The organism is Streptomyces sp. NTD91 (genome assembly GCF_059510455.1).
Window position 1 is genome coordinate 93151 of record NZ_JCAJZW010000013.1, and the last position, 12444, is coordinate 105594.

Genomic DNA, 12444 nt, shown 5'->3' on the forward strand with positions numbered 1-12444 from the left:
CGTACGTTGGAGAAACTGCGGGGCCGATGTCGGACCCGGCTTGTAGGGTCTGATCATCACCGATCGGCAGGCGAACTGAGCGGGGTGAGGGTTATGGCGACCAAGGACACAGGCGGCGGCCAGCAGAAGGCCACGCGCGCGACCGAAGAGGTCGAGGAGCAGGCGCAGGAAGCGCAGGCTTCGGAGGACCTCAAGGAGCGGCACGAGAAGCTGAGTGACGACGTGGACTCCGTGCTGGACGAGATCGATGACGTACTCGAGGAGAACGCGGAGGACTTCGTTCGAAGTTTCGTTCAGAAGGGCGGCGAATAGCCTTCAAATCGAAGGTTGCCGGGGGGTCTGAGTTGGCAAGTGAAGCAGGCGCGAAACGCTGCTCGCGGTGCAAGGAATACAAGCCGCGAGCAGCATTCGCGAAGAACGGGTCCATGCGGGACGGCCTGCAGGCCTATTGCCGGGAGTGCGCGGCTGCCTACCATCAGCAGCGGCAGCTGGCGAAGGGTCTCGATGTCCGTCCACGGGTCAAGGCGCCCGAGGGGCACAAGTACCGCCGCACCTGCGGCGAGATCAAGCCGCACAGCGGGTGGACGCGGAACAGCAGTGCCTCGGACGGTCTGGCGACACTGTGCAAGGCGGTGAAAGGCCGGCAGCACCACCTCACGCGCAACCACGGCCTCACCGAAGCCGAGCGCGACGCGCTGATCGCCTCCCCGTACGGGCTCTGCGCGATCCGTCCGGCTGCCCCGCCCGCGCATGTGGATCACTGCCGCAAGACGGGTAGGGTCCGAGGCGTACCGTGCTTCAACTGCAATTCGGCTATCGGCAAATTGCGGGATGATCCCGACGTTGGCCGTCGCGCTGTTGCTTACCTGGAAGGAAACCCGTGGAAGCCAATCCTCGTAGCACCGGGCGTCTACCAGCTGCCTTCCTGACGCCAGGGTCCTCCTCGTTCATGGACTTCCTCTCCGAGCACCAGCCCGAGCTGCTGCCCGGCAAGCGGCAGCTGCCGCCCACGCAGGGGGTGATCGAGGCGCCGCACGGGACGACGATCGTCGCCGTCACCTTCCCCGGGGGTGTCGTGCTCGCCGGTGACCGCCGGGCGACGATGGGGAACGTGATCGCTCAGCGGGACATCGAGAAGGTGTTCCCGGCGGACGAGTACTCCGCGGTCGGCATCGCCGGCACCGCGGGTCTCGCCGTGGAGATGGTCAAGCTCTTCCAGCTGGAGCTGGAGCACTTCGAGAAGGTCGAAGGTGCGCAGCTGTCGCTGGAGGGCAAGGCGAACCGGTTGTCGACGATGATCCGCTCGAATCTGGGCATGGCGATGCAGGGGCTGGCCGTCGTGCCGCTGTTCGCGGGGTACGACTTGGACCGGGAGAAGGGGCGGATCTTCTCGTACGACGTGACGGGTGGCCGTTCGGAGGAGCAGAATTTCGCGGCGACGGGCTCGGGCTCGATCTTCGCGCGTGGTGCGATGAAGAAGCTGTTCCGTGACGATCTGACCGAGGAGCAGGCGACCACGCTGGTGGTGCAGGCTCTGTATGACGCGGCTGACGACGACTCGGCGACCGGCGGTCCCGATGTCGCCCGCCGGATCTACCCGATCATCACCGTGATCACCGAGGACGGTTTCCGCCGGCTGACGGAGGAGGAGTCCTCCGGGCTCGCCCGTGCGGTGCTGCAGCGGCGGCTGGAGGAGCCGGACGGTCCGAAGGCGGCTCTGCTCTGAGCTCGGGCCCCGTTTTTTCAAGGTGATCCAGTGACCATGACAGAAAGGGACGGATAACCGGTGTCCACGCCGTTCTATGTCTCACCTCAGCAGGCCATGGCCGACCGGGCGGAATACGCGCGGAAGGGTATCGCGCGTGGCCGGAGCCTGGTCGTGCTGCAGTACGCCGACGGCATCGTGTTCGTCGGCGAGAACCCGTCCCGTGCGCTGCACAAGTTCAGCGAGATCTATGACCGGATCGCTTTTGCCGCTGCCGGTAAGTACAACGAGTACGAGAATCTGCGGATCGGTGGTGTGCGGTATGCCGATCTGCGGGGTTACACCTATGACCGTGATGACGTGACCGCTCGTGGTCTGGCGAACGTGTACGCCCAGACACTGGGCACGATCTTCTCGTCGGCGGCGGAGAAGCCGTACGAGGTGGAACTGGTCGTGGCCGAGGTGGGGGAGACGCCGGCGGGTGACCAGATCTACCGGCTGCCGCACGACGGCTCGATCGTGGATGAGCACGGTTCCGTCGCGGTGGGTGGCAATGCCGAGCAGATCAGCGGTTTCCTGGATCAGCGGCATCGTGACGGCATGAGCCTGGCGGAGGCGCTGAAGCTGGCGGTGCAGGCGCTGTCGCGGGACACCAATGGCAGCGAGCGGGAGATTCCCGCGGAGCGTCTCGAGGTGGCGGTGCTGGATCGCACGCGTCCGCAGCGGCGCAAGTTCAAGCGGATCGTGGGGCGTCAGCTGTCGCGTCTGCTGGCGGCGGACGGTGCCGCCACGGAGGCGGAGAGTTCCGAGGAGGACGGTTCCGAGGAGGAGTGACCCTGCCACTCGATCGTCCGTTCGTGTGTGCCCCGGCTGTGCCCCGGCCGGGGCACACGGCGTTTCAGGGGCTGCGGGGCGTCCGGGGTGGCGGGGCCGTGGAGCCGCGGACGACGAGTTCCACGGGGATGTCTCCACTGTCGGGTTCGCGGCCGTCCAGGACGGCGAGCAGGGCGTGCATGCCGCGTTCGCCGAAGCGTTCGGCGTCGAGTCGTACGGTGGTCAGTTCCGGGTCGATGGCGGTGGCCAGGCCGAGGTCGTCGACGCCGGTGACGGAGATGTCGTCGGGGATGCGCAGACCGAGGCGGCGGAGCGCCTTGTAGGCGCCGGCCGCGAGTTTGTCGTCGTCGCAGACGACGGCGGTGGGCCGGGGCCCGGGTGCGGTCAGCGCGCTCTCGGTGGCGGCGAGGGCGCCTTCGATGGAGATGGGGGCTCGAGCCGTACGGATCCGTGTCCCCCCTACGGCCGCCGTGCGCGCCGCCAGTTCCCTCGCCCGGACCTCGAAGGTCCAGGAGGGTACGTCGGCGGCGAGGTGCAGGATGCGGCGGTGGCCGAGGCCGAGCAGGTGTTCGGCGACCTGGCGGATACCGTCGGTGATGTCGAGGTTGACGGTGGCGGCGCCGAGGCTGCCACGGGGGTCGCTGTCGAGCATGACGAGGGGGAGCTCGTCGCCGCGGATGGCGGTGAGGGCGTCGGCGGCCATGGAGGAGACGATGACGCCGTCGAGCGCGGCCTGTGCGGAGGCGAAGGGGTCGCGGGCGGGGCCGATGCCTTCGGGGGAGGGGTAGAGGACGACGCCGAAGCCGTGGTCGGCGGCGACGCGTGCGGCGCCGGTGTAGACGCCGGCGAAGAACTCGGTCGTGAGGGCGGGGACGACGAGGAGGACGGTGCGGGTGCGGCCGAGACGGAGGTTGCGGGCGGCGAGGTTGGGCCGGTAGCCGAGGTCGCGTGCGGCCTCCCGGACGCGTGCGGCGGTGGCTTGGGAGACGCGGCCGCGCCATTTGTCGCCGAGGACGAGGGAGACGGCGGCCTGGGAGACCCCGGCCGCCTGGGCGACGTCCCGGCTGGTCGGGCGCGTGCTGCTGCGTGCCACGTGGGCCTGCCTCTTCGTGTGGACGTCTGAACTGGGCACATGGTACGTATGACGGCGGGGGTTATACGTAAAACTTGGGCGGGAGGGCAGCACATGGCCACGGGTTATCTGGAGATACTCCGGGCGCGACACGCGCTGCGGCTGCTCGCCGGCACTCTGGTGGGGCGGCTGCCGAACGCGACGGCCCCGATCGCGCTGGTGCTGTTCGTGCGCGCGGAGGGCGGGACGTACAGCCTGGCGGGGGCCCTGGCGGCCGTCTACGGCGTCGCGAACGCGGTGGGCCAGCCGGTGCTGGGCCGCCTGGTGGATCTGCACGGCCAGCCGCGGGTGCAGTTGCCGGCGGCCGTCCTGGCGGCCGCGTCGATGGCGGTGTTCGCGTTCTGCGGTACCGATCCGCTGCCGCTGGCGTACGGGGCGGTGGGTGCGGCGGGTGTGTTCACCCCGCCGCTGGAGGGGGGCCTGCGGGCCCTGTGGCCGTCGGTGCTGCGCGGAGAGGGGCGGGTGCACACAGCGTACGCACTGGACGCGATCGCGCAGGAGATCATGTTCACGGTGGGGCCGCTGCTGGTGACGCTGTGCGTGTCGCTGTGGGACGAGCGTGCGGCGCTGCTGGTGCTGAATGTGCTGGGTGTGCTGGGCGCGCTGTCGGTGGTGGTGTCGCCGCCCTCCCGTGCCTGGCGTTCGGCGCCGCGCGAGGCGCACTGGCTGGGAGCGCTGCGGTCGCCGGGGCTGCTGGCTCTGCTGGGCGCCTTTCTGTTCGTGGGGATCGCGCTGGGCTCGATCACGGTCGCGTCGGTGTCGTACGCCGACGGCCACGGTGGTGACGCGGTGTACGGCTGGATGATGGCGGGGCTGGGGCTCGGCGCGCTGGTGGGTGGTTCGGTGTACGGGGCCCGTCGGTGGGGTGGTTCGCCGGAGCGGCGACTGCGGGTGCTGGTGGCTCTTCTGGCGGTGTGTTATCTGCCGTTGACGCTGACGCCGGGTGCGGTGGCCATGGTGCTGCTGTCGGTGCTCTCGGGCCTGTTCCTGGCGCCGTGCATCGCGTGTGCGTTCATCATCGTGGACCGGCACACGCCGGGCGGGACGGTGACGGAGGCGTTCTCGTGGCTGGTGACGACGTTCACGGTGGGTGCGTCGGCGGGGACGGGTGTGGCGGGGCCGGTGGTCCAGGCGGGTGGCACGGTGTGGGGGTTCGCCGTTCCGGGTGCGGCGGGGGCGGTGTCCTTGCTGGTGCTGCTGGCCACGGGGCGGGTCCTCACAGCTCCGGTGCGGGGCGGGGTCGTTGCGTCTTCATCGGAAAATGATCCAAATCGTGCTGCCGAACCCCGTTTCAGCTCGGGGGATCGGGCGTAATGTTCAGTCATGGACCGCCGCATTTTCGGGCTGGAGAACGAGTACGGCGTCACGTGCACGTTCAGGGGACAGCGGCGCCTGTCTCCTGACGAGGTGGCGCGGTACCTCTTCCGCCGTGTCGTGTCATGGGGCCGCAGCAGCAATGTCTTTCTGCGCAACGGTGCCCGGTTGTATCTCGACGTGGGCTCACATCCGGAATACGCGACACCCGAGTGTGACAATGTGATCGAACTGGTCACCCACGACAAGGCCGGCGAGCGCATTCTCGAAGGACTCCTGGTGGACGCGGAGCGACGCCTGCACGAGGAGGGAATCGCGGGCGACGTCTACCTCTTCAAGAACAACACGGACTCGGCGGGCAACTCCTACGGCTGTCACGAGAACTATCTGGTGGCACGGCACGGGGAGTTCTCGCGGCTCGCGGACATCCTGATCCCGTTCCTGGTCACACGGCAGCTGCTGTGTGGTGCCGGGAAGGTGCTGCAGACACCGCGCGGTGCGGTGTACTGCGTGAGCCAGCGCGCCGAGCACATCTGGGAGGGTGTGTCGTCGGCGACGACCCGCTCGAGGCCGATCATCAACACGCGTGACGAGCCGCACGCGGACGCGGAGCGTTACCGCCGGCTGCATGTCATCGTCGGTGACTCGAACATGTCCGAGACGACGATGCTGCTGAAGGTCGGCGCCACGGATCTGGTTCTGCGCATGATCGAGGCGGGCACGGTGATGCGTGACCTGACCTTGGAGAATCCGATCCGGGCGATCCGCGAGGTGAGCCACGACATCACGGGCCGGCGCAAGGTGCGGCTGGCGAGCGGGCGTGAGGCCTCCGCGCTGGAGGTGCAGCGGGAGTACTTCGACAAGGCCGTGGACTTCTGCGACCGCCGCGGTATCCGCACGGGTACGGTCGCGCAGGTCCTGGAGCTGTGGGGCCGCACGCTGGACGCGATCGAGACCGAGGAACTGGACCGGATCGCCACCGAGATCGACTGGGTGATGAAGTACAAGCTCATCGAGCGGTACCGGTCGAAGAACAACATGACCATGTCGCATCCGCGGGTCGCTCAGATAGACCTCGCCTACCACGACATCCACCGTCGTCGTGGCCTGTACTACCTGCTGGAGAAGAAGGGCCAGGCGGCTCGTGTCTGCAACGACTTGAAGATCTTCGAGGGCAAGTCGGTTCCGCCGCAGACGACTCGGGCGCGGTTGCGCGGTGACTTCATCCGGCGGGCACAGGAACAGCGCAGGGACTTCACGGTCGACTGGGTGCATCTGAAGCTCAACGACCAGGCGCAGCGCACGGTGTTGTGCAAGGACCCGTTCCGATCGGTGGACGACCGGGTGGAGAAGCTGATCGCCGGAATGTAGTGCAAGGCGGGTGAGTCAAGCGTTTCGGGTGTGTAATTCCGGAACGCCACACGGGCGTCGTACGTTTCTCGTGCGGCGCCCTTCTCACGCCGTAGAGTTGCGCGCACGCCATCCGCAAGATCGACCGATTACGAGGCTCTTCCGTGCGCCGACGTTCACTCCTCCTCGCCGCCGTTCCCGCCGGACTGGTCACTGTGTCCGCGTGCGGTGACAACAAGTCCGGGTCAAGCAAGGCCGGTGTATCGCCGTCGCCCTCGCCGTCGGTGTCGACGGTGCCTCCGCCGAAGATCACGGACGCTCCGCTGCCGGCGATCACGGGGGGCACGAAGTTCGGGGAGAAGCCGATCGTGGCGAAGGGGCCGGGTGCGCCGTCGAAGAACCTGGCGGTCAAGACGGTGATCGCGGGCGGTGGCCGCACCGTCGCGGAGAACGACTTCATCCAGGCGAACTACCTGGGCCAGATCTGGGACACGGGCAAGGTCTTCGACAACTCCTACGACCGCAGGCGTCCGCTGGTGATGCAGCTCGCCCAGGGCAGCATCATCGACGGCTGGCGGTACGGGCTGGCGGGGAAGAAGACCGGCAGCCGGGTTCTCATGGCCGTGCCGCCGACCTGGGGTTATGGCAAGGAGGGCAATCCGCAGGCGGGGATCAAGGGCACGGACACGCTGGTGTTCGTCATCGATCTGATCGATTCGTTCAACTCCAAGAGTTCGGCGAAGGGCAGGGTGGTGCCGCAGACGGACGCCGTGCTGCCGAAGGTGGGCACGAACACCGATGGTGCGGTCCCGAAGGTGACGGTGCCGAAGACGGCGGCGCCGAAGAAGCTGGTGTCGACGTATGTGCTGGAGGGTGACGGGCCGGAGCTGAAGGCCGACCAGACGGTGCTGTGCCAGTTCCAGGGACTCGTGTGGGACGGTGGCAAGACGTTTCAGCGGACGTATGGTTCGGGCCGGCTGAGCCAGTTCGCGCTGCAGCAGATGCAGCAGGCGGTGAAGGGTCTGGCGCAGGGGCTGACCGGCAAGAAGGTGGGCAGCCGGGTGCTGATCGTGGTGCCGCCGGAGCTGGGGTACGGCGACACTCCGCCGAGCGGTGGTGTCATCAAGAAGGGCTCGACGCTGGTGTTCACGGTGGACGTCCTCGCCGCGATGTAGCCGGCGGAGCCCGTTTCCCCGCCCGGGTGTGACGGGGCCGGTGTCCGTGGCGGGCGGTGGAGCTGCCGGGATGAAAGACTGTCGGCGTTTCGTGTCGTACACAAGCAGGAGCTTTTGACGTGAGCATCGAGAAGCCCGAGATCGACTTCCCGGGCGGCGAGCCCCCGGCCGACCTGGAGATCAAGGACATCTGGGAGGGCGACGGACCGGTGGCGCAGGCGGGTCAGACCGTCACCGTCCACTATGTGGGTGTCGCCTTCAGCACCGGCGAGGAGTTCGACGCCAGCTGGAACCGGGGCACTCCGTTCCGCTTCCCGCTGGGTGCGGGCCGGGTCATCGCGGGCTGGGACCGGGGTGTGCAGGGCATGAAGGTCGGCGGCCGCCGCCAGCTGACCATCCCCGCCCACCTCGCCTACGGCAACCAGAGTCCGACCCCGGCCATCAAGCCGGGCGAGACTCTGATCTTCGTGGTGGACCTGCTGGGCGTGTGATCCCGGCCGGATCCGCGCCCGGTCCCCACGGGACGGTCACCCGATCGACCGGCCGGATCCGACCGGATCCGATCACCTGGGGCCCATGCCCGTCTTGGGCATGGGCCCTCGGCTTTGCCGGTACGCCTCGGAGCGGTACGGTCATCGGTCGGAAGCACCATAGGAAAGGCGAAGGGCGTCGATGGCCATTGCCAAGGCCGAGCGGCTGATGAACCTCGCGCTGTGTCTGCTCGGCACACGGCGGCCTCTGAGCAAGCGTGAGCTGCGCGAGTCCATCGAGGCCTACCTCGAAGCGGGCAGCGACGACTCCTTCAACCGGATGTTCGAGCGGGACAAGGACGACCTGCGCGAACTCGGCCTGGTGATCGAGACCGTCGAGAACCTGGACGGCGAGGTCGGCTATCTCGCCCGTCGTGACAGCAACCGGCTGCCGCCCATCACCCTGGACGCCGAGGAGGCCGCGGCGCTCGGGCTCGCCGCGAAGGTGTGGCAGCAGGCCCGCCTGGCCGGCGCGGCGAGCGGTGCCCTGCAGAAGCTGCGGGCCGCAGGGCTGCCGGAGGACGTCGACCCGTACGAGGCGCACGGCGCCCTGGAACCCCGTATCCCGGTGCACGAGGCCGCCTTCGAGCCGCTGATGCTGGCCTGCCGCGACCGCCGCCCGGTCGTCTTCGACTACCGCAAGGCCTCCGCGGCCCACCCCGAGCCCCGGCACGTCGAGCCGTGGGCCCTGGAATGCTGGCGCGGCCACTGGTACCTGGCCGGCTGGGACCGGGACCGGGGTGCCGAGCGGGTCTTCCGGCTGTCCCGGATCACCGGCCGGGTCCGCTCGCGCGGCACAGGCTTCACCGCGCCCGTGCCCGACGTCGTCACCGTGCGCGAGACCGTCGCGAGCTGGGCGGGCGAGATCGCCGACGGCAAGGCCCTGATCCGGTTGCGTTCCGGCGCCGGTTACCCCCTTCGGGCGAAGGCCACCCGGGTACGGGAACTCGGCGACGGCTGGGACGAGTTGGAGATTCCGTACGGGCACGGCCTGGACGCCTGGCTGGTGGAGTTCGGGCCGGACGCGGTGGTCCTGGAGCCCGCCGAGCTGCGCGCGGACGTGGTGGACCGGCTGCGTGCCGTGGCCAAGGGCTGAGGGGGGAGCAGGACTGTGGCAGGCAAACCGGTCAGGACCGTGAACGCCATCGACCAGACCCGGCGGATGCTGTCCCTGGTGACCTATCTCCGCGAGCGCCCCGGCGCCCGGATCGCGGACGTGGCGCGCGCCTTCGGCATCACCGAGGACGAGCTGGTCGCCGACCTGGATCTGCTGCCGATGTGCGGCACCAGCTTCCGCGGTGGCGATCTGCTGGACATCGACACGGACGGCGAGCGGATCTGGTGGCACAACCCGGCCGCGCTCGGCGAGGAGGCGGCCGAGCCGCTGCGGCTGGCCGCCGACGAGGCGACCGCGCTGCTGGTTGCCGCGCGTGCGGTCTCGACGCTGCCGGGGCTGCGCGAGAGCGACCGGCAGGCGTTGCTGCGGGCCACCGCCAAGGTGGAGGCCGCCGCCGGTGAGGCCGCGGGCGCCAGCTCCCGGCTTTCGGTGACCTTCGAGTCCGAGGGCGGCGTCTTCGCCGACGTCGACCGGGCGATCTCCGAGCGCCGCCGACTGTGGATCCGCTACTACTCCCCGGCCCGCGACGAGGTCACCGAGCGCGAGATCGACCCGATTCGCCTGGTCAGCGTCGGCCACACCTATGTGGAGGCCTGGTGCCGCCGCTCCGAGGCGCGGCGCACCTTCCGCCTGGACCGGGTCGCGGAGATCCGGATCCTGGACGAGCCGTCGGCGCCGCCGGAGATGGAGCTGCGCGACCTCTCCGAGGCCCTGGTACAGCCGGCCGCCGAGGACCCCGAGGTCGTGATCGAGGTCGGTCCGGGCGGCCGCTGGGTGGCCGAGTACTACCCGCACGACAGCGCCGATGAGCTTCCCGACGGCGGGCTGCGTATCACTCTGCGCACCCCCGATCCGGCCTCGCTGCGTCGCCTGGCGCTGCGGCTCGGCCGCGACGGCCGGATCGTGTCCCCGCCGGAGCTGGCCGACAGCGCCCGCAGAGCGGCGGCGGAGGCACTGGCGGCGTACGACACGGCGCAGCCGGCGTGAGCCACCGGGCGCCTGAGCGCCGGAGGACGCCGGACGGCCTTCGCCGCGAGGCGTTCCCCGGGCTCGGGCGGGACCTGGAGCGTGGGGCTGCGACCGGCCACGACGGCGCCGCGGAGGTGAGGCGGCGCGTCGCCGGCCGGCGAACGATCACGAGAGGGAGCGAGGCCTGTGAGCGAGCGTGCGGGTGAGATGACGGTGGCGGCCGCCTTCGCCGGGATGAGAAGAGCGGTTCCCGTGGTGTTCAGGGCGGGCTGCCCGGACTGCCGGGGCCGCTTCGAGCTCGCCGCCAGCGCGCTGCGCCTCGCCATCGGCGCCAGCAGCCGGACCACCTTCTACTCCTTCACCTGCCCGGAGTGCGGCGCGGCCGTCCGCAAGCCGGCGGGGGAGCGCATCGTGGAGCTGCTCACGGGCGGCGGGGTCCGGACCCTCCGGGTGCACTCCACGGTGTAGGCGGCTGCGCTCGGCCGCCGGGGACGGTCTAGTCTCGACGTCATGTTCTGGCCGATGTTCGCGGTAGCGCTGGGTTTCCTGGGTCTCGCGGTGCTGGGGGTGCTCGCCGTACGGGTCTTTCTGGAGGCCCGGCGTCTCGGGCAGCAGGTCGCGGACTCCGCGCGCCGTATCAGCAGGGCGGCCGAGGACCTGGAGCGGGCGGCCGTCAGCGCGTCACGGGCCGTCGATGCGCTGTGAGGACCTCGGTTGCATGCGCTTTGGGTCACTTCGCCCTGTCACCTGACCGGTCCAGCCAGGTACGCTGCGATCGCGGCCCGGAGAACGAGGCGCGGTCCGCAGAGGAGCGGGAGTAGGCACGGGGATTGTTCCACGTTCCCCCCCGGGCGCTACGATCGCTGCCAGCACGATGGTCAGACACTTGTCCGACCCGTCGGACATGCCCCGCCGCCCCGCCTCAGTGAGAAGGTGAAGACTTATGTTCCGCAACGCACTTGAGCCGTGGCACATTGTGTTGCTGATTCTGGTGATCGTCCTCGTGTTCGGCTCCAAGAAGCTTCCGGACATGGCCCGGTCGCTCGGCAAGTCCGCGCGCATCCTCAAGAGCGAGGCCAAGGCGATGAAGGACGAGGGCAAGCAGTCCGCCACCCCGGCGCAGTCCGCCGAGGAGCAGACCCCCGCTCAGCGCACCATCCAGGCCGCACCCGGCGACGTGACCAGCTCCCGACCGGTCAACGAGCCGACGGACACGACCACCCAGCGCTGACGCGAGGACCGGGCATCCGGTCCGTTGCACGAGATGAGGATGTGGGTTGCTCAAGTCTGCCCGCAAGCAGGAGAGAGATCCCGAGGGGCGGATGCCGCTCGCGGATCATTTGCGTGAGCTGCGCAACCGGCTCGCGAAGGGTGTCCTGGCGATCCTGGTCGTCACGATCGTGGCCGCGTTCTTCTACCAGGACATCATCGACTTCATCACCGAGCCGCTCCTGCGCTCGGTCGGCTGCACCCAGTCCTTCGGGGAGCTGGCGAAGTCGAAGAACGTCCACTGCGCGCACCTCACGGTCAGCGGCCTGCTCACGCCCTTCACGCTGGCGCTGAAGGCCTCGCTGACCGCCGGTGTGGTGGTGGCGTCGCCGATCTGGCTCTACCAGCTGTGGGCGTTCGTCGCACCGGGTCTGCACCGCCACGAGAAGAAGTACGCCTACGGCTTCGTCGGCTTCGGCTTCCCGCTCTTCATCGGCGGTGGCTACCTCGCCTACCACGTGCTGCCCACCACGGCGAAGGTGATGATCGGTCTCACGCCCAAGGGCGCGGAGAACCTGCTGCCGCTGGACAACATGCTCGACCTCGTGACGCGCCTTGTGGTGGTCTTCGGCCTCGCGTTCGAGATGCCGCTCCTGCTCGTCATGCTCAACCTCACCGGCATCCTCTCCGGCAACCGCATGCTCGGCTGGTGGCGGGGCATGGTCGTCGGAATCGCCGCCTTCGCGGCCGTGGCCACGCCCGGTGCCGACCCGATCTCGATGCTGGCGCTCGCGGCGCCGATCTGGCTGCTGTACTTCATCGCCGTGGCCGTCTCGCTCTTCAACGACCGCCGCCGTGCCCGCCGGGCGGCCGAGGGCCCCGCCGACGACGAGGCCTCCGAGCTCGACCTCACCCCCGAGGACGTCGGCGAGGTCGAGGCCGTGACCGCCAGCGGCGCCCCGGAGCCGCCGGGGACGGACCACGTCAACGGCTACGACGACGTCACGTAGGAGTACGAAGGCGCGGGGACGTACGTGCCGCATCCGCCCGACTTCGAAGCGGGGACGAAAAAAGTGGGGTGAGCGGTCCACAACCGCTCACCCCACTTG

The 12444-nt window shown here is 69.3% G+C and carries 15 protein-coding genes; 14 read left to right on the forward strand and 1 reads right to left on the reverse strand.

Annotation, left to right across the window (positions count from 1 at the left end; genetic code table 11):
• Positions 1-93 precede the first annotated feature (93 nt).
• From AC5WRT_RS16285 to prcA, 4 genes are all read left to right on the forward strand, one after another.
• A complete protein-coding gene (locus AC5WRT_RS16285; RefSeq protein ID WP_496094726.1) occupies positions 94-312 on the forward strand; it encodes a ubiquitin-like protein Pup in 219 nt (72 codons plus the stop codon).
• A 113-nt stretch (positions 313-425) separates the two neighbouring features.
• On the forward strand, positions 426-929 hold the full coding sequence (locus tag AC5WRT_RS16290; protein ID WP_496094727.1) for an endonuclease VII domain-containing protein: 504 nt from the start codon (positions 426-428) through the stop codon (positions 927-929).
• Complete coding sequence (gene prcB, locus AC5WRT_RS16295; RefSeq protein WP_496094728.1) at positions 881-1726, forward strand: proteasome subunit beta; 846 nt, start codon at positions 881-883, stop codon at positions 1724-1726. The genes AC5WRT_RS16290 and prcB overlap by 49 nt, the downstream gene beginning before the upstream one ends.
• Positions 1727-1786: 60 nt before the next feature.
• Entirely contained in the window at positions 1787-2539 is a 753-nt protein-coding gene (gene prcA, locus AC5WRT_RS16300) for a proteasome subunit alpha (protein ID WP_496094729.1), read from the forward strand.
• Positions 2540-2603: 64 nt separating this feature from the next.
• Here prcA and AC5WRT_RS16305 read toward each other — a convergent pair whose 3' ends face one another.
• Positions 2604-3632 (reverse strand): LacI family DNA-binding transcriptional regulator, encoded by a 1029-nt coding sequence (locus AC5WRT_RS16305; protein ID WP_496100345.1) that lies wholly within the window; start codon positions 3630-3632, stop codon positions 2604-2606.
• Between the two features lie 93 nt (positions 3633-3725).
• Here AC5WRT_RS16305 and AC5WRT_RS16310 point away from each other — a divergent pair, with 93 nt between their 5' ends.
• From AC5WRT_RS16310 to tatC, 10 genes are all read left to right on the forward strand, one after another.
• On the forward strand, positions 3726-4985 hold the full coding sequence (locus tag AC5WRT_RS16310; RefSeq protein ID WP_496094773.1) for an MFS transporter: 1260 nt from the start codon (positions 3726-3728) through the stop codon (positions 4983-4985).
• 9 nt (positions 4986-4994) lie between these two features.
• A complete protein-coding gene (gene pafA, locus AC5WRT_RS16315) occupies positions 4995-6356 on the forward strand; it encodes a Pup--protein ligase (RefSeq protein WP_330341031.1) in 1362 nt (453 codons plus the stop codon).
• A 143-nt stretch (positions 6357-6499) separates the two neighbouring features.
• Positions 6500-7510 (forward strand): FKBP-type peptidyl-prolyl cis-trans isomerase, encoded by a 1011-nt coding sequence (locus AC5WRT_RS16320; protein WP_496094731.1) that lies wholly within the window; start codon positions 6500-6502, stop codon positions 7508-7510.
• A gap of 119 nt (positions 7511-7629) precedes the next feature.
• A complete protein-coding gene (locus AC5WRT_RS16325; RefSeq protein ID WP_228618670.1) occupies positions 7630-8001 on the forward strand; it encodes an FKBP-type peptidyl-prolyl cis-trans isomerase in 372 nt (123 codons plus the stop codon).
• Positions 8002-8182: 181 nt separating this feature from the next.
• Positions 8183-9136 carry a helix-turn-helix transcriptional regulator gene (locus AC5WRT_RS16330; RefSeq protein ID WP_496094732.1) on the forward strand — a complete coding sequence of 318 codons (954 nt, stop codon included), beginning with the start codon at positions 8183-8185 and terminating at the stop codon, positions 9134-9136.
• A gap of 15 nt (positions 9137-9151) precedes the next feature.
• Positions 9152-10144, forward strand: coding sequence for a helix-turn-helix transcriptional regulator (locus AC5WRT_RS16335; RefSeq protein WP_496094733.1), 993 nt, complete (start codon positions 9152-9154; stop codon positions 10142-10144).
• A gap of 189 nt (positions 10145-10333) precedes the next feature.
• Positions 10334-10594: a hypothetical protein gene (locus tag AC5WRT_RS16340; protein ID WP_496094774.1), complete on the forward strand. Its 261-nt coding sequence runs from the start codon at positions 10334-10336 to the stop codon at positions 10592-10594.
• 42 nt (positions 10595-10636) lie between these two features.
• Complete coding sequence (locus tag AC5WRT_RS16345; protein ID WP_496094734.1) at positions 10637-10831, forward strand: hypothetical protein; 195 nt, start codon at positions 10637-10639, stop codon at positions 10829-10831.
• A 238-nt stretch (positions 10832-11069) separates the two neighbouring features.
• Positions 11070-11357, forward strand: coding sequence for a Sec-independent protein translocase subunit TatA (tatA, locus tag AC5WRT_RS16350; protein WP_496094735.1), 288 nt, complete (start codon positions 11070-11072; stop codon positions 11355-11357).
• 46 nt (positions 11358-11403) lie between these two features.
• Positions 11404-12345: a twin-arginine translocase subunit TatC gene (tatC, locus tag AC5WRT_RS16355; protein ID WP_496094736.1), complete on the forward strand. Its 942-nt coding sequence runs from the start codon at positions 11404-11406 to the stop codon at positions 12343-12345.
• Positions 12346-12444: the final 99 nt, after the last annotated feature.

What these genes read in the sequence shown, in the direction of transcription:
- AC5WRT_RS16285 (WP_496094726.1), top strand. Translation starts at nt 94, where the DNA reads ATGGCGACCAAGGACACAGGCGGCGGCCAGCAGAAGGCCACGCGCGCG.
- AC5WRT_RS16290 (WP_496094727.1), top strand. Translation starts at nt 426, where the DNA reads ATGCGGGACGGCCTGCAGGCCTATTGCCGGGAGTGCGCGGCTGCCTAC.
- AC5WRT_RS16310 (WP_496094773.1), top strand. Translation starts at nt 3,726, where the DNA reads ATGGCCACGGGTTATCTGGAGATACTCCGGGCGCGACACGCGCTGCGG.
- pafA (WP_330341031.1), top strand. Translation starts at nt 4,995, where the DNA reads ATGGACCGCCGCATTTTCGGGCTGGAGAACGAGTACGGCGTCACGTGC.
- AC5WRT_RS16330 (WP_496094732.1), top strand. Translation starts at nt 8,183, where the DNA reads ATGGCCATTGCCAAGGCCGAGCGGCTGATGAACCTCGCGCTGTGTCTG.
- AC5WRT_RS16340 (WP_496094774.1), top strand. Translation starts at nt 10,334, where the DNA reads ATGACGGTGGCGGCCGCCTTCGCCGGGATGAGAAGAGCGGTTCCCGTG.
- AC5WRT_RS16345 (WP_496094734.1), top strand. Translation starts at nt 10,637, where the DNA reads ATGTTCTGGCCGATGTTCGCGGTAGCGCTGGGTTTCCTGGGTCTCGCG.
- tatA (WP_496094735.1), top strand. Translation starts at nt 11,070, where the DNA reads ATGTTCCGCAACGCACTTGAGCCGTGGCACATTGTGTTGCTGATTCTG.